Source organism: Rhodococcus sp. Z13_19A (assembly GCF_058133575.1).
The window spans coordinates 155,144-176,626 of record NZ_JBYUNN010000004.1 but is presented as its reverse complement, the minus strand read 5'-3'; the positions used below and the strand labels follow the sequence as shown (position 1 = coordinate 176,626).

At 72.1% G+C, this 21,483-nt stretch carries 20 protein-coding genes and 1 riboswitch; of the genes, 8 read left to right on the top strand and 12 right to left on the bottom strand.

Annotated features, from left to right (window positions below):
- The first annotated feature begins 58 nt into the window (after positions 1–58).
- Positions 59–1,024 carry a FecCD family ABC transporter permease gene (locus AC3YNX_RS15785; RefSeq protein WP_489996284.1) on the top strand — a complete coding sequence of 322 codons (966 nt, stop codon included), beginning with the start codon at positions 59–61 and terminating at the stop codon, positions 1,022–1,024.
- Complete coding sequence (locus tag AC3YNX_RS15780) at positions 1,021–1,836, top strand: ABC transporter ATP-binding protein (RefSeq protein ID WP_489996086.1); 816 nt, start codon at positions 1,021–1,023, stop codon at positions 1,834–1,836. The genes AC3YNX_RS15785 and AC3YNX_RS15780 overlap by 4 nt, the downstream gene beginning before the upstream one ends.
- 3 nt (positions 1,837–1,839) lie before the next feature.
- Here the strand turns inward: AC3YNX_RS15780 and AC3YNX_RS15775 are convergent, their stop codons facing one another.
- Both AC3YNX_RS15775 and AC3YNX_RS15770 read right to left on the bottom strand, forming a co-directional pair.
- Positions 1,840–3,585, bottom strand: coding sequence for an ABC transporter ATP-binding protein (locus tag AC3YNX_RS15775; protein WP_489996085.1), 1,746 nt, complete (start codon positions 3,583–3,585; stop codon positions 1,840–1,842).
- Positions 3,582–5,261, bottom strand: a complete 1,680-nt coding sequence (locus AC3YNX_RS15770) for an ABC transporter ATP-binding protein (protein ID WP_489996084.1) — start codon at positions 5,259–5,261, stop codon at positions 3,582–3,584. Before AC3YNX_RS15770 ends, AC3YNX_RS15775 begins: the two co-directional genes overlap by 4 nt.
- A gap of 155 nt (positions 5,262–5,416) precedes the next feature.
- Between AC3YNX_RS15770 and AC3YNX_RS15765 the strand changes: the two genes are divergently transcribed.
- Positions 5,417–6,448 carry a zinc-binding dehydrogenase gene (locus AC3YNX_RS15765; protein WP_489996083.1) on the top strand — a complete coding sequence of 344 codons (1,032 nt, stop codon included), beginning with the start codon at positions 5,417–5,419 and terminating at the stop codon, positions 6,446–6,448.
- A gap of 61 nt (positions 6,449–6,509) precedes the next feature.
- Positions 6,510–7,190, top strand: coding sequence for a nitroreductase (locus AC3YNX_RS15760; RefSeq protein WP_489996082.1), 681 nt, complete (start codon positions 6,510–6,512; stop codon positions 7,188–7,190).
- Between the two features lie 37 nt (positions 7,191–7,227).
- Here AC3YNX_RS15760 and AC3YNX_RS15755 read toward each other — a convergent pair whose 3' ends face one another.
- The 6 genes from AC3YNX_RS15755 to AC3YNX_RS15730 all read right to left on the bottom strand — a co-directional run bounded on the left by AC3YNX_RS15755 (position 7,228) and on the right by AC3YNX_RS15730 (position 13,204).
- Positions 7,228–9,000 (bottom strand): GMC family oxidoreductase N-terminal domain-containing protein, encoded by a 1,773-nt coding sequence (locus AC3YNX_RS15755; protein ID WP_489996081.1) that lies wholly within the window; start codon positions 8,998–9,000, stop codon positions 7,228–7,230.
- 1 nt (position 9,001) lies between these two features.
- A complete protein-coding gene (locus AC3YNX_RS15750; protein ID WP_127783631.1) occupies positions 9,002–9,658 on the bottom strand; it encodes a hypothetical protein in 657 nt (218 codons plus the stop codon).
- Between the two features lie 210 nt (positions 9,659–9,868).
- Positions 9,869–10,264, bottom strand: coding sequence for a hypothetical protein (locus AC3YNX_RS15745; protein ID WP_489982722.1), 396 nt, complete (start codon positions 10,262–10,264; stop codon positions 9,869–9,871).
- Between the two features lie 119 nt (positions 10,265–10,383).
- Positions 10,384–11,442 carry a 4-hydroxy-2-oxovalerate aldolase gene (gene dmpG, locus AC3YNX_RS15740; protein WP_489996080.1) on the bottom strand — a complete coding sequence of 353 codons (1,059 nt, stop codon included), beginning with the start codon at positions 11,440–11,442 and terminating at the stop codon, positions 10,384–10,386.
- On the bottom strand, positions 11,439–12,395 hold the full coding sequence (locus AC3YNX_RS15735) for an acetaldehyde dehydrogenase (acetylating) (protein ID WP_489982721.1): 957 nt from the start codon (positions 12,393–12,395) through the stop codon (positions 11,439–11,441). Before AC3YNX_RS15735 ends, dmpG begins: the two co-directional genes overlap by 4 nt.
- Complete coding sequence (locus AC3YNX_RS15730) at positions 12,395–13,204, bottom strand: 2-keto-4-pentenoate hydratase (RefSeq protein WP_489996283.1); 810 nt, start codon at positions 13,202–13,204, stop codon at positions 12,395–12,397. The genes AC3YNX_RS15735 and AC3YNX_RS15730 overlap by 1 nt, the downstream gene beginning before the upstream one ends.
- A gap of 212 nt (positions 13,205–13,416) precedes the next feature.
- Between AC3YNX_RS15730 and AC3YNX_RS15725 the strand changes: the two genes are divergently transcribed.
- Positions 13,417–14,190 (top strand): IclR family transcriptional regulator, encoded by a 774-nt coding sequence (locus tag AC3YNX_RS15725; RefSeq protein WP_489996079.1) that lies wholly within the window; start codon positions 13,417–13,419, stop codon positions 14,188–14,190.
- Between the two features lie 10 nt (positions 14,191–14,200).
- Here the strand turns inward: AC3YNX_RS15725 and AC3YNX_RS15720 are convergent, their stop codons facing one another.
- Together AC3YNX_RS15720 and AC3YNX_RS15715 are read right to left on the bottom strand one after the other, a co-directional pair.
- Positions 14,201–14,959, bottom strand: coding sequence for an enoyl-CoA hydratase-related protein (locus AC3YNX_RS15720; protein ID WP_489996078.1), 759 nt, complete (start codon positions 14,957–14,959; stop codon positions 14,201–14,203).
- A gap of 36 nt (positions 14,960–14,995) precedes the next feature.
- Positions 14,996–16,543, bottom strand: a complete 1,548-nt coding sequence (locus AC3YNX_RS15715; protein WP_489996077.1) for an MFS transporter — start codon at positions 16,541–16,543, stop codon at positions 14,996–14,998.
- 219 nt (positions 16,544–16,762) lie between these two features.
- Here AC3YNX_RS15715 and AC3YNX_RS15710 point away from each other — a divergent pair, with 219 nt between their 5' ends.
- Positions 16,763–17,785 carry an NAD(P)-dependent alcohol dehydrogenase gene (locus tag AC3YNX_RS15710; protein ID WP_489996076.1) on the top strand — a complete coding sequence of 341 codons (1,023 nt, stop codon included), beginning with the start codon at positions 16,763–16,765 and terminating at the stop codon, positions 17,783–17,785.
- A gap of 274 nt (positions 17,786–18,059) precedes the next feature.
- Positions 18,060–18,728 (top strand): GAF and ANTAR domain-containing protein, encoded by a 669-nt coding sequence (locus AC3YNX_RS15705; protein WP_489996075.1) that lies wholly within the window; start codon positions 18,060–18,062, stop codon positions 18,726–18,728.
- Positions 18,729–18,744: 16 nt separating this feature from the next.
- Here AC3YNX_RS15705 and AC3YNX_RS15700 read toward each other — a convergent pair whose 3' ends face one another.
- Positions 18,745–19,434: an NADPH-dependent F420 reductase gene (locus AC3YNX_RS15700; protein WP_489996074.1), complete on the bottom strand. Its 690-nt coding sequence runs from the start codon at positions 19,432–19,434 to the stop codon at positions 18,745–18,747.
- Between the two features lie 56 nt (positions 19,435–19,490).
- Positions 19,491–20,765, bottom strand: coding sequence for an acyltransferase family protein (locus AC3YNX_RS15695; RefSeq protein ID WP_489996073.1), 1,275 nt, complete (start codon positions 20,763–20,765; stop codon positions 19,491–19,493).
- Positions 20,766–20,933: 168 nt separating this feature from the next.
- Positions 20,934–21,045: riboswitch (SAM riboswitch) on the top strand.
- Between the two features lie 4 nt (positions 21,046–21,049).
- Between AC3YNX_RS15695 and AC3YNX_RS15690 the strand changes: the two genes are divergently transcribed.
- On the top strand, positions 21,050–21,481 hold the full coding sequence (locus tag AC3YNX_RS15690; RefSeq protein WP_489996072.1) for a hypothetical protein: 432 nt from the start codon (positions 21,050–21,052) through the stop codon (positions 21,479–21,481).
- The last annotated feature ends 2 nt before the right edge of the window (positions 21,482–21,483 follow it).

Genomic DNA, 21,483 nt, shown 5'->3' with positions numbered 1-21,483 from the left:
GACGGCGGTGCTGGTCGCGCGGGGCCGGCGGCGGCGGGGCCGTCGGCGCCAGCTGGTGATGGCGGTGCTCGCCGCGCTGATCGTGGCCGCCTTCGCCGTCAGCCTGATGTGCGGCGACACCTTCTACCCGCCCGCCGAGGTGTGGCAGGTGATCCGCGGCGAGCAGGTGCCCGGCGCCACCTTCACCGTCGGCCGGCTGCGGCTGCCGCGCGCGGTGCTGGCCGTGGTGGCCGGACTGTGCTTCGGCCTGGGTGGCGTCACCTTCCAGACGATGCTGCGCAACCCGCTGGCCAGCCCGGACATCATCGGCATCAGCTCCGGGGCCAGCGCGGCGGCTGCCTTCGCCATCATCACGCTGTCCCTCGGCGAGACGCAGGTGTCCATCTTCGCGATCGTCGCCGGCCTCGGCGTGGCGCTGCTGGTCTACGTCCTGTCCTTCAAGGACGGCGTGGTCGGGACCCGGCTGATCCTCATCGGCATCGGCCTTGCCGCGATGCTCGACAGCCTGACCGCCTACGTGCTCTCCACCGCGGCCGAGTGGGACCTGCAGCTGGCCACCCGCTGGCTGACCGGCAGCCTCAACGGCGTGGCCTGGAAGCAGGTGGTGCCGGTGCTCGTCGCCCTGGTGGTGCTGGCGCCGGTGCTGCTGGGACAGGCCCGCAACCTCACCACCAGCGAGCTGGGCGACGACACCGCCTCGGCCCTGGGCGTGCGGGTGGACCGCACCCGCCTGGTCGTCATCATCGCCGCGGTCGGCCTGATCGCCTTCGCCACCTCGGCCGCCGGACCCATCGCCTTCGTCGCCTTCCTCTCCGGGCCCATCGCCGCCCGGCTGGTGGGCCCCGGCGGGTCGCTGCTGGTGCCCGCCGCCCTCGTCGGAGCCCTGCTGGTGCTGGTCGCCGACTTCTGCGGCCAGTTCGCCTTCGACACCCGCTTCCCGGTGGGGGTGGTCACCGGCGTGCTCGGTGCGCCCTACCTCGTCTACCTCATCGTCCGCACCAACCGCGCGGGAGGCTCCCTGTGACCACTACCCACACTCTCGCCGTCGAGGACCTCACCCTCGGCTACGGCGACCGGACGGTCATCGAGTCCCTCGACCTGCTGGTGCCGCCCGGCAAGATCACCGTGATCGTCGGGGCCAACGCGTGCGGCAAGTCCACGCTGCTGCGGTCGATGTCGCGGCTGCTGTCCCCGCAGGCGGGCCGGGTGGTGCTGGACGGGAAGTCGCTGCACCGCCTGCCGGCCAAGGAGGTGGCGCGCACGCTGGGGCTGCTCCCCCAGTCACCGATCGCCCCCGAGGGCATCACCGTCGCCGATCTCGTCGGACGCGGCCGCCACCCGCACCAGTCCCTGTTCTCCCGGTGGAGCAAGGAGGACGACGCCGCCGTCGCCGACGCCCTGGACGCCACCCAGACGGCGACGCTGGCCGACCGCTCCGTGGACGAGCTCTCCGGCGGACAGCGCCAGCGGGTGTGGATCGCCATGGCGCTGGCCCAGCAGACCGACCTGCTGCTGCTCGACGAGCCCACCACGTTCCTCGACGTCAGCCACCAGGTGGAGGTCCTCGACCTGCTCACCGACCTGAACCGCTCCCGCGGCACCACCATCGTGATGGTGCTGCACGACCTCAACCTGGGCGCCCGCTACGCCGACCACCTCATCGCCCTCGCCGGGGGCCGGCTGCACTCCGCCGGCGAGCCCAACGAGGTGCTCACCGAGGAGTGCGTGCGCACCGTGTTCGGCCTGGACTGCCAGGTGATCCCCGACCCCACCTCGGGCAAGCCGCTGATGCTGCCGATCGGGCGCCACCACGTCACCGCGGCGGCGCACCACTAGCTCCTAGGTGCCCGACCACGCCTTCCACAGGATGGCGTAGGGCCCGCCGGCCTCCACCAGCTCGGCGTGGGTGCCGGTCTCCACCACCCGGCCGTCGTCGAGCACCACCACCTGGTCGGCCGAGACGGCCTGGGTGAGGCGGTGGGCGATGGTCAGCGAGGTGCGTCCGCGGGTGGCGGCCAGCGCGGCCTGCTCCAGGTCGCGGGCGCCCACCGAGCCGGCCTCGGCGGTGGCCTCGTCCAGCACCACCACCAGCGGGTCGGCCAGCACCACCCGGGCCAGCGCCACCTGCTGGGCCTGGGCGGGGGTGAGCACCGCGGCGCCGTCGCCCACCACGGTGTCCAGCCCGCTCGGCAGCGCCGCCACCCATCCGGTGGCCCCCACCTCGGCCAGCGCGGCCGACACCTGCTCGTCGCCGGCGGCCGCGGCGGCCAGGGTGAGGTTGTCGCGCAGGGTGCCGGTGAAGACGTGCACCTCCTGGCTCACCAGGGCCACGGTCGGACGGCCGTCCACCGGCTGCACCTGCGCCAGCGGCACGCCGCCCACCCGGATCTCTCCCGAGGTGGGCTGCAGCCGGCCCGCGACCGCAGCACCCAGGGTGGTCTTGCCCGCCCCGGTCGCGCCCACCACGGCCACTCGCTGGCCGGCGGGCACGGTGAGGGTGACGTCGGCGAGCACGGCCCGGCCCGGGGTGTAGCTGTGGCCGAGCTGGTGCACGGTGACGGTGCTGTCCGCCGGGGCCCGCAGGCCCGCCCGGGCGGCCGGCGGGGGCAGCTGCGCCAGGCCCACCACCCGGGTCAGCGACGCTCCCGCCGACTGCACCTGGTCGAAGAGCATGATCACCGCGGCGATCGGGTTGAACAGGCGGTGGAAGAACAGCGCGGCCGCGGTGGCCGCACCGACGGTGCCCCAGCCGCCTCGCACCAGCACGAAGCCGGTGCCCAGCACCAGCAGCAGCCCGATCAGCTCGGAGCGGTTGGTGCGCGCGCCGAAGCGGGTGAGCAGCCGGTAGACGTCCACGGAGATCTGCACCGACCGCCAGGAGGCCGCGTCCACCTTCTGCTGGTGCGCCTCGGCGATGCCGAAGGCGCGCAGGGTGCGGCTGGCGTGCATGCCGGTGAGGAACGCCTCGGCCCGCTCCCCGTTGGCGACGCGCTCGCGCCGGTAGTACGGCCCGGAGCGGGGCAGGTACCAGCGCAGCCCTAAGGCGTAGAACGGCAGGATGGCCAGGCCGGCGAGCCCGAGGCGCCAGTCCAGGGTGAACAGCCCGCCCGCGGTGAACACGATGGCCACCACCGAGGTGACCAGCAGCGGGATCGCGGTGGTGAGGGAGTCGGCCACCAGCCGGACGTCGTCACCGATGCGGGAGAGCAGGTCACCCGAGCCCGCCTCCTCCAGCGTCGCGCTGTCCAGCCGCAGCGCGCGGTCCAGGGCCTCCTCGCGCAGCTCGGCCAGGGCCGGCTCGGCCACCCGGGCCAGCAGCAGGCTGGACAGCCAGGTGGTCACCCCGGTGGCCACCCCGGCGCCGGCGATCCAGGCCACGGCGACGGTCAGCTGCCCGGAGGTGCCGCCGGAGGAGACCAGGTCCACGATGCGACCCAGCTGCACCGGCCCGACCAGCCCCGCCAGCCCACCCGCGGCGAACGCGAGCAGGCAGGCCACCAGGGCGGCCCGGCGCTGGGTGAGCAGCCCGCGGGCCAGTCGCCAGGCCTCGCGCCCGGAGGCGATCGGCAGCAGCGTGCCGCTCATCGCAGCACCGCCTGCCGGTAGGCCTGCTGGTGGACGAGCTCGGGGTGGGTGCCGGTGGCGACCACCCGGCCCCCGCGCACGTGCAGCACCCGGTCGGCCTGGCTGAGCAGGGCCGGGCTGCTGGTGAGCACCACGGTGGTCCGCCCGGCGCGCACCGCCCGCAGCGCCTGCCCGATGCGCAGCTCGGTGACGGCGTCCACCGCGGTGGTGGGGTCGTGCAGCACCAGCACGTCGGCGTCGCCGGCCAGGGCGCGGGCCAGGCCCAGCCGCTGGCGCTGCCCGCCGGAGAGCGTGGTCCCGCCCACGGCCACCGGCTCGGCCAGGCCGAGCGGGGCGTGGTCCACCACGTCGTCGGCCGCCGAGGCGGTGAGCACCGCACGCAGCTGCTCGGGGTCGAGGTGGCCCAGCGGGTCGACGTTGGAGCCCAAGGTCCCCTCGAAGAGGTCGACGTGGTGGTCGGCGACCAGCAGCCGCCGCCGCACCGCCGTGGCGTCCAGGTCGGTCAGCCGCTGCCCGCCCAGGCACACGCTGCCGCGCTCGGGCACCGCCTCGCCGCGCAGCAGGGTCATCATGGCCACCGCGTCGGCGGGGTCCTCGACCACCACGCCCACGATCTCGCCGGGCCGGGCCACCAGGCTCAGCGCCTGCAGCGGGCCGTGGTGCACCTCCTGCAGCTCGAGCGGGCCGTCGGCGTCGGGCTGGTCGCCGAACACCACCAGGTGCGGGCTCGCCAGCACGGCCACGATCCGACCGGCCGAGGCCTTCGACTTGGCGACCTGGGCGACGAGGTAGGCCAGCGTGCGCATCGGCTCGGCGATGAACTGGGCCAGCCCCACCACGGCGATCAGCTCGCCGACGCCCAGCTCGCCGTCCAGGGCCCGGGTACCGGCCAGCAGGGCCACCACGGCCAGGAAGATGCCGCTGAGCCCGGCGGTGACGCCGTAGAGCACGCCCTCCCAGCGGGCGGCGGAGACGGCGGCGCCCGCGGCCTCGCGGCTCTGCCGCTGGTAGCGGGCCAGCGCGGTGCCTTCAGCGCTGATGCCCTTGAGCGGGCGCAGCCCCTGTACCAGGTCGGTGGCCACGCCGATGGCCCGCCCGGACGCGGCCTGGCGCACCTCGCTGCGCCGGGCCAGTGCGGGGGCCAGCAGCTGGGTGCAGGCCAGCACCAGCGGGACCCCCACCAGCACCACCACCGCCAGGACCGGGTCGATGCTGGCCAGCACCACCGCGGTGACCACCAGCCCCAGCACCGCGGCCACGGCGTAGGTCACCTGCTGCAGCACCCCGCTGGCCATGTCCGCGTCGGCGGTGGCGACGCTGAGCAGGTCGCCGGGCGGCTGCTCGGTGCGCGCGCCCCGGTCGTCGAGCACGTGCGCGGAGACCTCGGTGCGCAGGCGGTGCCCCTCGGTCTGCGTGGCCCGGAAGCCGATCCGCGAGCCCAGCCGGTAGGAGGTGCTGAGCACCCCGAAGTGCACACAGAGGACGGCACCCCACAGCAGGGCGCGGGACACGTCGCCGGTGGCCACGGCGGCGTCGATGACCACGCCGATGAGGACGGGGACGAAGACCTCGCAGACCTGCCACACCGCGATCAGGGCGACCGAGCCGGCGAGCGGGCGGCGGTTGCGGTGCACCGCGCGGCGGAGCAGGGCCCCGGCAGTGGCAGGAGGAGACACCGCGTGAGGCTAGCCTAACGGCGGCACGATCTCCGCTGGCCCCAGGCGTCTTCGCTCCGGTGCGCCGCGGTCGGCCGGGGTGGCGCACAGGTCCACGGCGCTGCCGCTCGGCTCGTCGTACTCTCGGTGTGAGCCGCACCCGAGAGGAGCCGCTCGTGCGCGCAACCCTGATGTACGGCGCCGGCGACGTCCGGGTGGAGCACGTCCCCGACTCGTCGATCAAGGAACCCACCGACGCGGTGGTGCAGGTGGCGCACTCCTGCATCTGCGGCAGCGACCTGTGGCCCTACCGCTCGCTGCCCCGCACCGACCACGGCCGGCGCATGGGACACGAGTTCATCGGCGTGGTGGCCGACGTCGGCGCCGAGGTGCTGGAGCTGCGGCGCGGTGACCTGGTGGTCGCCCCGTTCATGTGGGCGGACAACACCTGCGACTTCTGCCGGGAGAACCTGCAGACCTCGTGCCGGCACGGCGGCAACTGGGGTCACCACCGCGACGGTGGGCAGGGCGAGGCGGTGCGCTGCCCGCAGGCCCAGGGCACCCTGGTGCGCCTGCCCGTGCCCGCCGACTCCGCGCTGATGCCGTCCCTGCTCACGCTGTCCGACGTGCTCTGCACCGGCCACCACGCGGCGGTCTCGGCCCGGGTGGGCCCGCGCACCCAGGTCACCGTCATCGGAGACGGCGCGGTCGGGCTGTGCGCGGTGCTCGCGGCCAGGCGCCTCGGCGCCGAGCGAATCATCCTGATGGGCCGCCACCCCGACCGCACCGCCCTGGGCCGCGAGCTCGGCGCCACCGACGTGGTGGCCGAGCGCGGCGAGGAGGGCGTGGCGCTGGTGCGGGAGCTGACCGGCGGCGACGGCACCCACGCAGTGCTGGAGTGCGTGGGCACGGCGGAGTCGCTGGGGATGGCCCTGGACGCGGTGCGCGACGGCGGTGCCGTGGGGCGGGTGGGGGCCGCGCAGTACACCGAGGTGCCGATGGGCTTTGGCACCATGGCCCGCAACATCACCCTCTCCGGCGGCGTGGCCCCGGCCCGGGCCTACATCAACACCCTCATGCCCGACATCATCGAGGGCGCCATCGAGCCCGGCCGGGTCTTCGACGCACAGCTGCCGCTGGCGGAGATCGCCACGGGCTACGCGGCCATGGCCAACCGCGAGGCCCTCAAGGTCCGCGTCGTTCCCTGACCAGTCTCACTGGGAGGCAGCGCTCGTCCCCTGGCCGGCGGCGGCCACTCATACTCAGCACATGACTGATCGACATACTGCCGATGCCGTCGCCGACGTGCTCGCGGCCCGGTACAGCTGCCGCGGGTTCCTGCCGGAGGAGGTCCCCGAGGAGACCATGCGGACGATGTTCACCCGCGCCCAGCGCACGGCCTCGTGGTGCAACTCCCAGGCCTGGCAGGTGCACGTCTGCTCCGGGGAGCAGACCAGCCGCTTCGCCAAGGGCATCGCCGAGTGGGCCGCCACCCACCCGCAGCAGCCCGACCTGGAGCCGCCGGCGAGCTACGAGGGCGCCTACCTGGAGCGCCGCCGCAGCGCCGGGTTCGGGCTGTACCAGGCCATGGGCATCGGCCGGGACGACCCGGAGGGCCGGATGCGCCAGGGCGCGGAGAACTTCCGGTTCTTCGGCGCCCCGCACGTGGCGGTGATCAGCTGCCCCCGCGCGCTCGGCACCTACGGCGCCGTGGACTGCGGCGGCTACGTCGCCACCCTGCTCACCGTGGCCCAGAGCCTCGGGGTGGCCACCATCGCCCAGGCCGCCATCGCGCTGTACTCCGACTTCGTGCACGACTTCCTCGACCTCGGCGACGACCGCTCGGTGGTGTGCGCGGTGTCGTTCGGCTACGCCGACCCTGCGCACCCGGCCAACTCCTTCCGCACCGACCGCGCCGAGCTCGACCAGGCGGTCACCTTCCTGCGCTGACGCCCGTGCGGCGCAGGAAGGCGACCGCGGCGCCGAGTCAGATCCCCCGCTGCACCACTGCCTGGGTGACCCGGTCGTCGATCGAAGAGACCGGGTTCTCCTTGCCCACCCACGAGTCGCCACCGAAGTGCTTGGCGAAGATCTTCTCCGCCGTGCGGGTGGCGATGGCCTGCGTGGTCAGGGTGGGGTTGGGACCACCGAGGCTGTTCGCCAGGGCCGAGTTGTCGGTGATGTAGAGGCTCTTCACCCAGCGGGCCTCGGCGTCGGAGTCCAGCACGGAGTCCTGGTGGCTGATCCCCATGCGCATGCTCGACTGCACGTGCAGGATCAGCGGCGGCCAGTCGGAGCGGTGCACCGACTTGGCCCCGGCGGCCCGCATCAGCTCGACGGCGGTCCGCGTGCAGTGCTCGCGGTTGCGCCGGGTGCGGGCCGAGCGGGCGCGGTGGTTGATGGTGAGTCGCGGGACCCAACCGCCGTCGTCCGGGGGCAGGAACCCGGGCACCGTCACCCGGTTGCCGGGCTCGACGTCGTCATCGGTGATCACCAGCGCCCACAGCGTGCGGTCGGCGTCGGAGAGGGTGTTGAGCAGGTCGTGGCCGACGAGCCGGCCCATCGTGTCTGCCCCGGCCGAGCCGACCACACCACCGGCCCGGCCGTAGCCGTGGATGCCGGAGTCGCTGTAGTTCGCCGAGTACGCCTGCAGCGCGGGCGGCAGCGCCACCTGCTCGATCCCCCCGTACCCGGGCAGGTCGACCCGGGCGTTGGACCCGGCTCCCCCGGTCTGGCCGGTGTACTCGTCGAACACCCCGGCCACGCCGTCCAGGTGGTGGTCGGTCAGGCCCCGGCCCACCCAGTCGTTGGGGTTGGGCAGCCCGGAGTTGAACCACAACCGGGGCGACTCGAGGGCGCCCGCCGCCAGCACCACCACCTTCGCCTGCGCCTCGTGGAACACCCCGTCGGTGGTGCGGAACCGCACGCCGTGCGCGGTGCGCTGGCCCCAGACGTCGTGCGAGAGGATCTGGGTGACCATGGCGTCGGTCACCAGGGTGACCGGCTTGCCGGTCGGTGACCACGCGTCGGCGGTGAGCATCATCGGGACGTAGGAGTTGTCGGTCGAGCGCCGGGCCTTGAGGTTGCGTGGTGCCCCGAGCGGCAGGTAGCAGCCCTGGTAGCAGTGACCGCACATGGTGCACCCCTGCGCCTCGGGGTAGTGCAGCCGCGCAGTGTCGTCGGTGCGTCCCGCGGTGCCCCCGGGCTGCAGGATCGCGTTCTGCTGGGCGCGGTGGGACGGGCCGGTGGTGTCCAGGGTGGTCTGGTGCGGCAGCCCGATGGCGGCGGCACCGCGCAGGAAGATCTCCTCCTTCGCGCCCATGGGGGCGGTCTGGACGGGGAGGGTGGCTTCCACCCACTCGTAGTAGCGGCGCAGCTCCTCGTACCCGAAGGGGAACAGGTGAGCGGTGTCGTACATGTCGCGGTCGGCGCCGTCGTAGCCGAGGAACGCCCCAGGGGCCGCGCGCGGGGAGTTGCCGAAGAAGTGCAGCGTGGTGCCACCCACGGCGGCCACCTGCCACACCCAGGAGTTCTGTGGGAGGTCCCGCAGCCAGGGTCCCTTGGACCGGTCGCCCGGGCCCTGTCGGAGGAACCCGGTGATGGGGTTGTTGGCGTCGTCCTCGAAGTGCGTCCACTCCTTCTCCGGGTCGGCGTAGCGCGGCCCGGCCTCGATCACCAGCACGTCGAGCCCGCGGGCGGCGAGCTCCTTGGCCACCACGGGGCCGCCGCCGCCGGAGCCGATGACGATCACGTCGGTCATGTCAGTCCTCCACGCGGTCGACGCCGCGGTAGTAGCCGAGAAATTCGTTGCGACCGTTGCTCACGCCCCGGTACTTGGTCAGCTCCCACCCCACCGGACGGCCGGTGAGGACGCGGCGCTGGCGGTCGAACGCCGAGTGCTCCGAGAACGCCGCGAAGGCGGCCAGCGTGGGGATGGCGTTGATGGCGAACTCGATGGGCAGCCCCGGCAGTCGCGGGTCGGTGTCCAGCAGCTCGAAGACGTGCGCCTTGGCCTGGTGGCTCAGGTTGGCGAAGGGCGCGGCGAACGGTCCGTGGATGGACTGGGGAAACGCCGTCACCGTGAACAGGTTGACCAGCGCGGCGATGGCGATCGACCCGGTCTCCTCGATCCCGAGCAGCCCCTTGATCGGCTCGGGGATGGCCTCGTTGAAGGTCAGCTCGAGCGAGGCCGCCGTGCCCGGGGTGACCCCTCCGGGGCGATCGGTGGCCATGCCCTGGTGCTGGGAGTACCGGTCGTTGCCCGGCACCACGAACGCGAGAATGGCGTTGGTGGTGTCCCGCACTGCCGGCTCCAGCGGGTACGCGGCGGCCTCCGCGCCGGAGAAGATCCACCCCACGCTGGTCAGCGCCGCACCGGTCGCCGCCATTCCGGCGACGAATCGCCGTCGGCTCACCATTGCGTCTTGTGTTTCCACGCTCCACCCCCTGCGGTTCAAAACCCCTCGGTCGCCGAACAATACGAGAGATCGAACCGGCGCGCGGCACAAAGGAGTATTTGTACCGATGTGGAAACGCAGCGCAGTTTTTTACTACGTAGAGTGATTGATTGTCCCAGTCAGAACTCACCATTGTGTGCCTAAAACAATGGGAGAAGCAGTGGTGCTGGGCTAGCGCTGCAGGTCGTCGAGCCGCTTCGGGTCCGGCCGCGGCGGGAGGCTGGCCACGGCGGCCTGCACCAGGGCCACGCGGGCCCGCACCAGCACCCTGCGGCGCAGTCGGCCCACGTCCTCGGTGAACAAGCCCTCCACGGCGTCGGTCACCTGAGCGGTGGTCCACGACGGACGCGTGCCCACCGGCACGGGGACCTCGGGCAGCGCGGCAAGCACCGGCAGCAGCTGCTCCCCCAGCGACTCCAGCAGCTGGAAGCGCCGGTAGGGTTCGATCTCCTCCCACGCGGTGTCGACGTCGACCTTGCCGCGCCGGACGTCCTTGCGCTGGCTGGCCAGCACCGTCTTGGCGGCGCCGGTCAGGGCCGCGGTCAGCTCAGGCTGGGAGAGTTGCACACCCCCAGCATCCCCTGCCCGCCGTGCAGCGCGACGGGCAGGGGCGAGCCCGTCCACGACGCACACCACGCCGCACCGAGAAGCTCCGGTGCGGCGTGGTGCGGGGTCGAGCGAGTGGGTCAGCTGGCCTGGGCGTCGCGCTCCGCGGAGAGGTTGAGCGCGATGTCCACGATCATGTCCTCCTGGCCGCCGACCAGCCGGCGCCGGCCGGCCTCCATCAGGATGGTGCGCACGTCGATGCCGTAGCGCTCCGACGCGGTCTCGGCATGGCGCAGGAAGCTGGAGTACACCCCGGCGTAGCCCAGGGTCAGCGTCTCGCGGTCCACCCGCACCGGCCGGTCCTGCAGCGGACGGACGATGTCGTCGGCGGCGTCCTGCAGCGCGAAGACGTCGCAGCGGTGCTGGTAGCCGTAGATGTCGGCCACGGCGATGAACGCCTCGATGGGGCAGTTGCCCGCCCCGGCGCCGTGCCCGGCCAGCGAGGCGTCCACCCGGTAGACGCCGTTCTCCACGGCCACCACGGAGTTGGCCACCGACAGCGAGAGGTTCTCGTGCGCGTGGATGCCGATCTCGGTGCCGGCGTCGAGCACCTCGCGGTAGGCCTGCACGCGCTCCTCGACGCCCTTGAGGGTGAGCCGGCCACCGGAGTCGGTGACGTACACGCAGTGGGCGCCGTAGGACTCCATCAGCTTGGCCTGCTTGGCCAGCTCCTCGGCGGGGGCCATGTGGCTCATCATCAGGAAGCCGGAGACATCCATGCCCATCTCGCGGGCGGTGGCGATGTGCTGCGCCGAGACGTCGGCCTCGGTGCAGTGGGTGGCCACCCGCACCGAGCGCACCCCCAGGCTGTAGGCGTGCTTGAGCTCCTCGATGGTGCCGACGCCGGGCAGCAGCAGGGTGGTGAGCCGGGCCTCGTCGATTACCTCGGCAGCGGCCTCGATCCACTCCCAGTCGGTGTTGGACCCGGGGCCGTAGTTCACCGAGCCGCCGGCGAGGCCGTCGCCGTGGGCCACCTCGATGGCGTCCACGCCGGCCGCCTCGAGGGCGGAGACGATCCGCTTGACGTCGGAGGGCTTGATGCGGTGCCGCACGGCGTGCATGCCGTCGCGCAGGGTGACGTCCTGGACGAAGATCTCGGCGCCCGCGGGCTGGTCGGAGGTGCTCTGGTCGGCGCTCATCGAGCGGTCTCCTTCTTCTGCGCGATCCGCTCGGCGACCTGAACGCCGGCCGAGGTCATGATGTCGAGGTTGCCGGCGTAGGCCGGGAGGTAGTGCGCGGCGCCCTCGACCTCGAGGAACACCGACACCTGGTGGGTGGGCCGGTCGGTCTCACCCTCGGCGAGCAGCGTCTCCACCGGCTGGTCGGCCGGGATCTCCGAGATCTGCACCTTCTGCTTGAGGCGGTAGCCGGGCACGTAGGCGGCGACGTCGCCGACCATCTTCTCGATGGAGGCGCGGATCTGCTCGTGCACCGACTCGTCCGGCGCGGAGACCAGGCAGAACACGGTGTCGCGCATGATCAGCGGCGGCTCGGCCGGGTTGAGGATGATGATCGCCTTGCCGCGCTTGGCCTTGCCGACCTTGACGATGGCGTGCGAGGTGGTCTCGGTGAACTCGTCGATGTTGGCGCGAGTGCCCGGACCGGCCGACTTGGACGCGATGGAGGCGACGATCTCGGCGTACTCCACCGGGACCACGCGGGAGACGGCGGCGACGATCGGGATGGTCGCCTGCCCGCCGCAGGTCACCATGTTCACGTTCGGCTCGTCGATGTGCTCGTCGATGTTGACCGCCGGCACCAGGAACGGGCCGATGGCCGCCGGGGTGAGGTCGATCATCCGCTTGCCCAGCGGACGCAGCTTGGCGTCGTTGGCGATGTGCGCCTTGGCCGAGGTGGCGTCGAAGACGATCTCGATCTCGTCGAAGTTGTCCATGGCCATGAGGCCGTCGACGCCCTCGTGGGTGGTGGGGACCTTCATCCGCTTGGCGCGGGCCAGGCCGTCGGAGTCGGGGTCGATGCCGACCATCGCGCCCATCTCCAGGTGCTGGGAGTGCCGCATCACCTTGATCATCAGGTCGGTGCCGATGTTGCCCGACCCGATGATGGCGACCTTGGTCTTCTTCTCGCTCATCAGTGGTTCTCCTCGGTGGTGGACTGGTTGCCGAACCGGGCGGTGACGGTGCCCAGGCCGGAGATGGTGGCGGTGACGACGGACCCCGCGGCGACCGGCCGCATGGGGCCGAGGGCACCGGAGAGGATGACCTGGCCGGCGCGCAGCGGCTCGCCGAAGGTGCGGGCCTGGTGGGCCAGCCACGCCACCGCGGTGAGCGGGTCGCCCAGGCAGGCCGCGCCGTTGCCGGTGGAGACCTCCTCGCCGTCGATGCTCATGGACATGGTGACGTCCACCGGCTCCACCTCTGCGAGCGTGCGGTGCTCGGAGCCCAGCACGTAGAGGCCGGAGGAGGCGTTGTCGGCCACGGTGTCGCCGAAGGAGATGTCCCAGTTGGTGATGCGGCTGTCCACGATCTCCAGCGCGGCGACGGCGTAGGCGATGGCGCCGCGCACCTGTGCGGCGTCCAGCGGCCCCTCGGCGAGGTCCTCACTGAGCACGAAGGCGACCTCGGCCTCGGCCTTGGGCTGGATCAGCCGGTTGATGGGGATCTCCTCGCCGTCGGCGAAGCCCATGTCGTCGAAGAGCACCCCGAAGTCGGGCTGGTCGACGCCGAGCTGGGTCTGCACAGCCTCCGACGTGGCCCCGATCTTGCGGCCGATCACCCGGGCGCCGCGGTCGGTGCGGGCGGCGTTGAGCTGCTCCTGCACCTGGTAGGCGGCGGCGACGTCGTCGCGGCCGATCAGGTCGCGGATGGGGGCGCAGGCCACTCCGCTGAAGTGCGCCTGCACCAGGCGGTCGGCAGCGGCGGCGACCGTCTCGGCGGCGATGTCCGTGCTGGGCGCCTCGGCGGGCCCGGTCGGAACTTGGTACTGGCTGATGGTGGTGCTCCACTCTCGACAGGTTCTGGTTCACCGGCCACTCTGCGCCACCCAGCGGGCACAGACCACCCCTTCGTCTCGCTCAGCGATACGGTGGGCGAAAGTAGGCCGAGGAGGGCGCGGTGGTGGACCCAGCGGTGGACCCGCCTGTGGACCCGTCGGTGGGAACCGGAGACCTGAACACCGTGCTGGGCAAGGCGGTGGCCATCCTGCGCGCCTTCACCCCGGACGACCAGGTGCTCAGCCTGGCTGAGCTGGTCCGGCGCACCGGGCTGCACAAGGCCACCGTGCACCGCCTGGCCGGTGAGCTGGTGGCCACCCGGCTGCTGGACCGGGTGAGCGGCAGCAGCGCCGGCTACCGGCTCAGCGGCGGGCTGTTCGAGCTGGGCCTGCGGGCGTCGGTGGAGCGCAGCCTGCTGGAGGTGGCCATGCCGTTCCTGCAGGACCTCTACGAGCGCACCCACGAGACGGTGCACCTGGGCGTGCCGGAGGGCCGGGAGGTGGTCTACGTCGCCAAGATCGGCGGGCACCGCCAGGCCGCCACGCCGTCCCGGCACGGCGGTCGGATGCCGTTGCACTGCACGGCCATCGGCAAGGTGCTGCTGGCACACGCGGAGCCCGAGCTGCGGCGGGCGGTGCTCAGCGGGCGGCTGGAGCGGCGCACCCCGCACACCGTGGTGGCGCCGGGACTGCTGCTGCGCCAGCTGGACGCGGTGGTGGAGCGCGGGGTGGCCTTTGAGCACGAGGAGTCGGCAGTGGGGCTGCAGTGCGTGGCCGCACCCGTGCTGGGCGCCGACGAGCGGGCGGTGGCGGCGATCAGCGTCACCGGCCCCACGTCGCGGTTTCGGCCCGAGGCGCACGTGGACGCCGTCCGGGCCGCCGCGGCGGCGGTGTCCAGCACCATGGCGCGGCGAGACCTGTTCCTGCCGCGCTGACCGGGCTCGCTCAGCGGCCGGTCCAGTGCGGGTCGCGCCGCTCGAAGAACGCGGAGATGCCCTCCTTGACGTCGGCCGAGGCCAGCAGCCGGGCGTGCGCGGCGTTGCTGCGCTGCCAGGACACCGTCTCGTCGCCGCTGATCTCCGCGCCGCCCAGGCGCAGCGCCTCCCGCACGGCCAGCGGCGCGTTGCGGTTGATCTCCTCGGCCAGCGCCAGCGCGGTGGCCAGCGCCTCCCCCGGTGCGGTGAGCCGGTTGACGAAGCCCAGCCGCTCGGCGCGCTCGGCGTCCAGGGTGGCGCCGGTGAGCAGCAGCTCGCGAGCCACGTTGGCCGGCAGCAGGTGCGCCGCCCGGAACGCGCCGCCGAAGTCGGGCACCAGGCCGCGCTTGACCTCCGGCAGGCCGAAGGCAGCGGTGCGCGAGGCCACCACCAGGTCGCAGCAGAACACCAGCTCCATCCCCCCGCCCAGCGCCAGCCCCTCCACGGCGGCGATCAGCGGCTTCACCCGGCGGCGGGTGATGATCCCGGCGATGCCGCCACGCTCGGTGGGCTCCCCCGGTCCGGTGGCCAGGTCGGCGCCGGCGGAGAACACCGCGGGGCCGCCGGTGAGCACGCCGCACCACAGCTGCGGGTCGTCGTCCACCTCGTTGAGGGCGGCGTCCAGCCCGGCGGTGACGTCGGGGTTGAGGGCGTTGCGCTTGGCCTCCCGGTCCAGCCGGATCACCAGCGTCCGGCCCTCGCGGGCGGTCGTCACCGTCGTATTGCTCATGGCGGCAACGTATCCCGTGCAGGCCACCGGGTGGGGCTAGTGCTCCTGCTTGGTGATGTCCAGCCCCTTGGGCGCAGTGGCGAAGACGACGACGCTGACCACCAGCATGAACACGCCGGCCACCAGGCTGGTGTCGGCGAGCGCGTCGGTGAACGCCACCCTGGCCTGCGCGGCCAGCTCCGGCAGCTGCGCCTGGGTGGCCACGGCGGCGGCCCCACCCAGGGAGTCCTCCGCAGCGGTCACCAGCTCCGCCGGCACGCCCTGCTCGGCCAGCGCCCCGACGTCCAGGTGGTTGCGGTAGATCACCGCGGCGATGCTGCCCAGCAGGGCGACGCCGAGCACGTTGCCCAGGTCGTAGGCGGTCTCCTCGATGGCGGCGGCGTTGCCCGCCTTCTCCGGCGGGGTGCCGGCCATGATCATGGCCGAGCCGATGGCCAGCGACCCGGCACCGGCGCCGGTGAGCGCCATGGCGATGGCGGCGGTGGTGTAGGTGAGCTCGCCGGGCACCAGGTAGATGAGCAGGCAGCCCACCCCGGCGATGGCCACGCCGACGGCCAGCACCGTGCGCGCCCCGATCCAGCGGGCCAGCACCGGAGCCGCCACCGAGGCGACCAGCCCGCCGCCGGCGATCGGCAGCAGGTGCACGCCCGACTGCAGCGGGCTCTGGCCCTGCACCAGCTGCAGCCACTGCGCGAGCAGCAGCAGCAGCGCGGCGATGGCCAGCATGGCTCCGAGCGCGGCGACCACGCCGGCGGTGAAGGGGCGGCGGGTGAACAGCCGCACGTCCAGCAGCGGCTCGTCCTGGCGCAGGCAGCGGCGGACGAACACGGTGAGCAGCACGACGGCAGCGAGCAGCGCGGCCCAACCGGCGGGGGCCAGCAGGCTGGCCTCCTTGGCGAAGTGCTTGATGCCCCAGATCAGTGCGACCATCCCGCCGACGGACAGCACGGTGGCGACGAAGTCCCAGCGCCCCGGGTTGGGCACGCGCGCCTCGGGCAGGATCAGCCAGCCGGCCACCAGGGCCACCACCATCAGCGGCACGTTGACCAGGAAGGCGGCGTGCCAGCTGAAGTGCTCCAGCAGCAGGCCCCCGACGATGGGTCCGACGGCAGCGCCGATGGAGGACACCCCCGCCCACACGCCGAGTGCGGTGGCGCGCTCGGCGGGGTCGGTGAAGATGGACCGCAGCAGCGAGAGCGTGGTGGGCATGATCATCGCCCCGCCGACGCCGAGCGCGGCGCGGGCGGCGATGAGCTCGGCGGAGGAGTCCACCAGCAGCACCACCGCCGAGGCCGCGCCGAAGACGACGAAGCCGCCCAGCAGCACGGCCTTGCGGCCCCACCGGTCGGCCAGCCCGCTCATGGAGATCAGCAGCCCGGCCAGCACCAGGGAGTAGATGTCCACGATCCACAGCTGCTCGTTGGCGGTGGGGCGCAGGTCGGCGGCCAGGTCGGGCAGGGCCACGTTGAGGACGGTGAGGTCCATGGTGACGACGAGCAGGCTCGCCGACAGGACGGCCAGCGACGCCCAGCGGCGGGCCACCGAGACCGGCGCAGCGACGTCGGTGGACTCGGTGAAGGTCACTGCGATGCTCCAGGGGTTTGCTCGAGGTGGGCGTTGCCGCCAGCGGAAGCGGTCAGGACGTCCCGGCCACCCGCACACTCTGCCCTGTCCGCGGCCGGCTTGCGTCGGGCCGGTCCGGCAGCCGTCGGCCTCGGTCGCTGCGCGTGGACCATGGAGGGTGGGTCCTGCCGGTCGCGGCCGGTCACGACTCTCCGAAGAGCCACGCGCAGAGGAGAAGCCATGAAGGCCGTGCAGTACCGCAGCTTCGGTTCTCGCCCCGAGCTGGTCGACGTCGACGAGCCAACCCCCGCCTCCGGGGAGATCCTGCTCAAGATCACCGCGTCCGGGTTGTGCCACTCCGACGAGTTCGTCATGGCGTGGCCGCAGGAGACCTACCCCTATCCCATGCCGATGACGCTGGGCCACGAGCCCGCGGGCACCGTGGCCGCGCTCGGCGAGGGAGTGGAGGGCGCCGCCGTCGGTGATGCCGTCATCGTCTACGGCTGCTGGGGCTGCGGGGTGTGCGAGATGTGCGCCGAGGGCTACGAGAACCTCTGCCTCAACGGGATGACCTCACCGGGCCTCGGCCACGACGGGGCCATGGCGGAGTACATGGTCGTCGACTCCGTGCGCCACCTGGTGCCCATCGGCGACCTCGACCCGGTGCGTGCGGCCTCGCTCACCGACGCCGCGCTCACGCCCTACCAGGCGATCAAGAGCGTGCAGCACCAGCTGGTGGGCGGCTCCACGGTGGTGGTGATCGGCGCGGGTGGACTCGGCCACGTGGCCATCCAGCTGCTCCGCACGCTCACCGCCTCGCGGGTGGTGGCCCTGGACGTGGGTGAGGAGAAGCTGGCCTTCGCCCGGGAGCAGGGCGCGCACGAGGCCTTTCAGTCCAACCCCGAGGCGGCGGTGAAGATCCGCGAGCTCACCGGCGGTCGCGGCGCCAACGTGGTGCTGGACTTCGTGGGCGCCGACGTCACCGGGGAGCTGGCCGTGGCCTGCGCCGGGGTGGCGTCGTCGGTGGTGGTCGTGGGGGCCGGCAACGGCGGCGCCAAGATCGGTCTCACCAGTGCGCCGTACAACATCTCGGTGTCCACCTCGCTGTGGGGCCGGCGCAAGGAGCTGATGGAGCTGGTGGAGATGGCCCGGCGGGGCCAGATCCAGATCCACACCACCACCTACGGCATCGACCAGGCGCCACAGGCCTATGAGGACCTGCGCGCGGGCTCGATCACCGGCCGCGCCGTGGTGGTCCCCTAGACCGCCCAGCCGCAGCGCCCAGCGCACCGCTCGTGCCAGTACTACAGTCAAGCAAGGTGATTGAGCGGAATGAGTTAGCGTGCCCCAGCGCGCCTGTCAACTAGCTAGCCCGATATGTCCACGTGATGCCCTACCATGCACAGTGCCCCTGGCCCAGTGCCGTGACCAGCGCCGAGCTTCCGAAGGAGAGGTCCACTCCATGGCTGTGCCCACGGACGGTAACGATCGGACTCCTACTGCGGTACACCGGGAGGCGGAGAAGTTCAGCACCGTGATGGGCGAGCTTGCCCGAACGCTGCACCGTGACCACGGCAGCGAGGACGACACCTTGGACGCGGTGCTCACCGCGGCGCTCTCGTCTGTGGTCGGCGCCGAGCACGGAACCATCAGCACAGTCGTGGACCGCAAGGTCGTGCTGCCCAAGGCGACGACCGACGAGCTGGCCCGGCGAATGGACGAGATGCAGACGGAGCTGGGCGAGGGACCCTGCCTCACCGCGATCTACGAGCAAGAGACCCTGCACATCGCCGACCTCGCCGACGAGGACCGGTGGCCGGCCTTCGTGGCGGCCGGCCGCGCGGCCGGAATCGCCTCGATGCTGTGCTTCCAGCTCTACGTCGAGGGTGACAACCTCGGAGTGCTCAACCTGTACTCCTCGCAGCCGTCTGCGTTCACCGAGGAGTCGATCGCGACCGGCCTGATCTTCGCGACCCATGCTGCGGTGGCCATCGCCGGTGCGCGCCAGGAGCGCACGCTCACCAACGCGCTGGTCAACCGCGACATCATCGGCCAGGCCAAGGGGGTCGTGATGGAGCGGTTCACGCTGGACGCCCAGGCTGCCTTCGACCTCATCTCGCGGCTGTCCCAGGAGCAGAACGTGAAGCTGCACATCATCGCCGCTCGGATCGTCGCCGACGCCACCAAGAGCGCCGACTCCTCCTAGCCCGGCTGGCTGGGGCTCACATGTCGCGGTAGCGCTTCGCCTGGGCCAGCAGCTCGCGCAGCTGCCCGGCGGTCGCCTGACGCGCCCGGGGTGTCTGGCTCTCGGCCGTGGTGTCGAAGTAGGCGGCGTAGGCGGGGGTGTCGCGCTGGTAGCGCCAGCCCTCGGCGAGCGGGCCGGCGTCCAGGGCGTCGTAGCCCAGCTGGTCGAGCAGCTCGGTGACGGTCTGCTTGGCCCCGGCGTCATCGCCGGCGATGGCCAGCGCGCTGCGCCCGGGGTTGCCGGCGGGGCGGGCCAACGTGCCGATGAAGTCGAAGTAGATGTTGTTGAACGCTTTGACCACCTGTGAGTCGGGCAGGTGCGCCTGGAGCAGCTCGGAGACGGTGGTGGACTCGTCGTCCAGCTCAGCGATCTGCCCGTCCCGCTGCGGGTAGTAGTTGTTGGTGTCGATGACGACCTTGCCGCGCAGCGGCTCCACCGGCACCTGCTGGTAGCTCTTGAGCGGGACGGTGACCACCACGAGGTCGCCGGCCGCGGCGGCCTCCTCCGGGGTGGCCGCGCAGGCCCCGGGGCCGAAGGTGCCGACCAGGTCCTGCAGCGTCTCCGGGCCGCGACTGTTGCTGAGCACCACGTCGTAGCCGCGCGTGAGAGCCAGTCGCGCGAGGTTGCTGCCGATGTTGCCGCTGCCGATGAAACCGATGGTCGTCATGGTGCGGACAACTCGGCGCGGAGAACAGGTATTCCCCGCTCAGGCCGGTGGGAAGGTCAGCGCCAGACCATGGCGTACCCACCAGCGAGCAGCACACAGCCCACGACGAAGGTGCTCACCCGGCCGGTGAGTGCTCGGGTCGCCACGCCGGTGCTGGCGTCTCGCCAGTAGCGGTGACCGCGGCCCGGCCCACGATCCTTCACTGCGAGAACACGCTTCTCCACGAGGTGCCAGCTCGCGGCAGCGCACCCGGCGGCGACCGCGAGGGTCAGCAGCGAGAAGGGCAGGTAGCCCCACCGGTGCACGCCGAGGTAGGCCAACACCTGCGCGACGACGAACCCGTAGAGATAGATGCCGTAGGAGTAGTCGTTCGTTGCACCCACCTTGCGGAGCGCAGCGGGAAGGCGTGCCGCGAGCCACATCAGGAAGTAGGCCAGGGCGGGGTAGCCGAGCAGACCGAACCAGCCCAGAAGCACGGTGAGCACCACCGTCGCTCCACAGACCGCGGCCAGACGGTCGTCGAGCGGGATGCGCTTGGAGTACAGCGCGAGACAGGCGCCGTACAAGAAGATCAGCGGCAGCGTGACGTGGTAGCGGTCGCCGAAGTACGAGCCGAGCACGTGCGCGTGGGCGGGAAGCTCCGTGCGGATCACCTGCATGGCGAGGAAGACCGCGGTGAGCAGCGGCACCAGGAACTTCGCCCGGCCCAGGGCCCCGAACAGCACGAACACGCCAATGATGAGGTAACACGTCCACTCGTAGGTCAGCGTCCACACCGACCCGTTGAAGACCGACATGTGCACCGTGTCCCCGTAGGGCGTCGTCCCCGCAAAGATGTCGTAGATGCCCCACGTGTTGATGGTGAGGTCCCAGTTCGCCTTCAGGTAGGTGGCAGGGCCACCGTCAGCTCTCTGGAAGTAGCTGGCCAGGTCGTGGCCATCTCGAATCCAGATCAGCGGGCCCACGACCAGTGCGCTGACCAGCAGCACACCCCAGAAGGCCGGCAAGATGCGCAGCGCCCGGTGCCAGAGGTACCGCACGATGTCGCTTCCGGCACCGCTCTTGGTGATCAGGTAGCCACTGATGGCGAAGAACCCGAGCACGGCCATGGCGCCGAGGTTGTCCTGACCGCGGCTCCACCGCAGCATCGGGTCCTCCCCCCCGCCGAGGGGGAAGGCGTGGGAGAAGATGACCAACGAGGCGAGAACCAGCCGGATGATGCCGAGCGAGTTGTCGTGTCCGCCCAAGCCCTCGCTGAGCGATGTCCGTCGTTTGCCGGACGCCAGCTCCAGCGCATCGGTCTTGACGGGACTCATCTCGGAGACTGGCACCCGGGCAGCGTAGTGCCCAGACCGTGGCGCCCGAATGACCAGTTGGGCACCGCCACTCGTGTCGCCGACAGCGACCTCTCCAGCCTGGCGTGCATCGTCACGAGTCGCCACTGCGGCGAGCGTCGAGGGCGACCCGTTGTGTCGGCGATCGGCAGTACAGTCCAGCCCGTTCCCGAGTGACAGCGTCAAGCCCTGCGGCTGGCTGTCCAGCAACCCTCTCCCCCGGGGTGCTTCCGCAGGAAGAACAGGGCCGCGCACCCGGCGCGGCCAAGGATGGATCGGAGATGACGGCGATGCGCAACGTCGAGCTGCCAGGCGTGGGACCGTGCCGGACGTACCGCAGCGGACACCAGCCACACTGGATCATGGCGCGGCAGTACCGCTCGCGTGGCCGCTGGGCGACGGTGGTGGGCTTCGACGGCGACCACGTGCTCATCGAGTGCCGCGACGGCTCGCTGCTGCGGTGGTGGCACCACCACCCCTGGCGGCTGCGCGCCGCCGTGGGGACGCACGGGCCGGCCGTGAAGATCGTGCGCGCAGGCACGGTGCTGCAGTGTGCGGGGCTGTGGTTCCCCTGCAGCAGCGACGGCCCCACGCCGTGCCTGCTGGAGCCACCCGGCGCCACCGAGCCGGTGTCGGCGCTGGTTGATCCCGGCGCGACCGAGCTGCAGCTCGTCACCCTCGACGGCGTCGCGGTCACACGCTGGTGGGCCTGAGC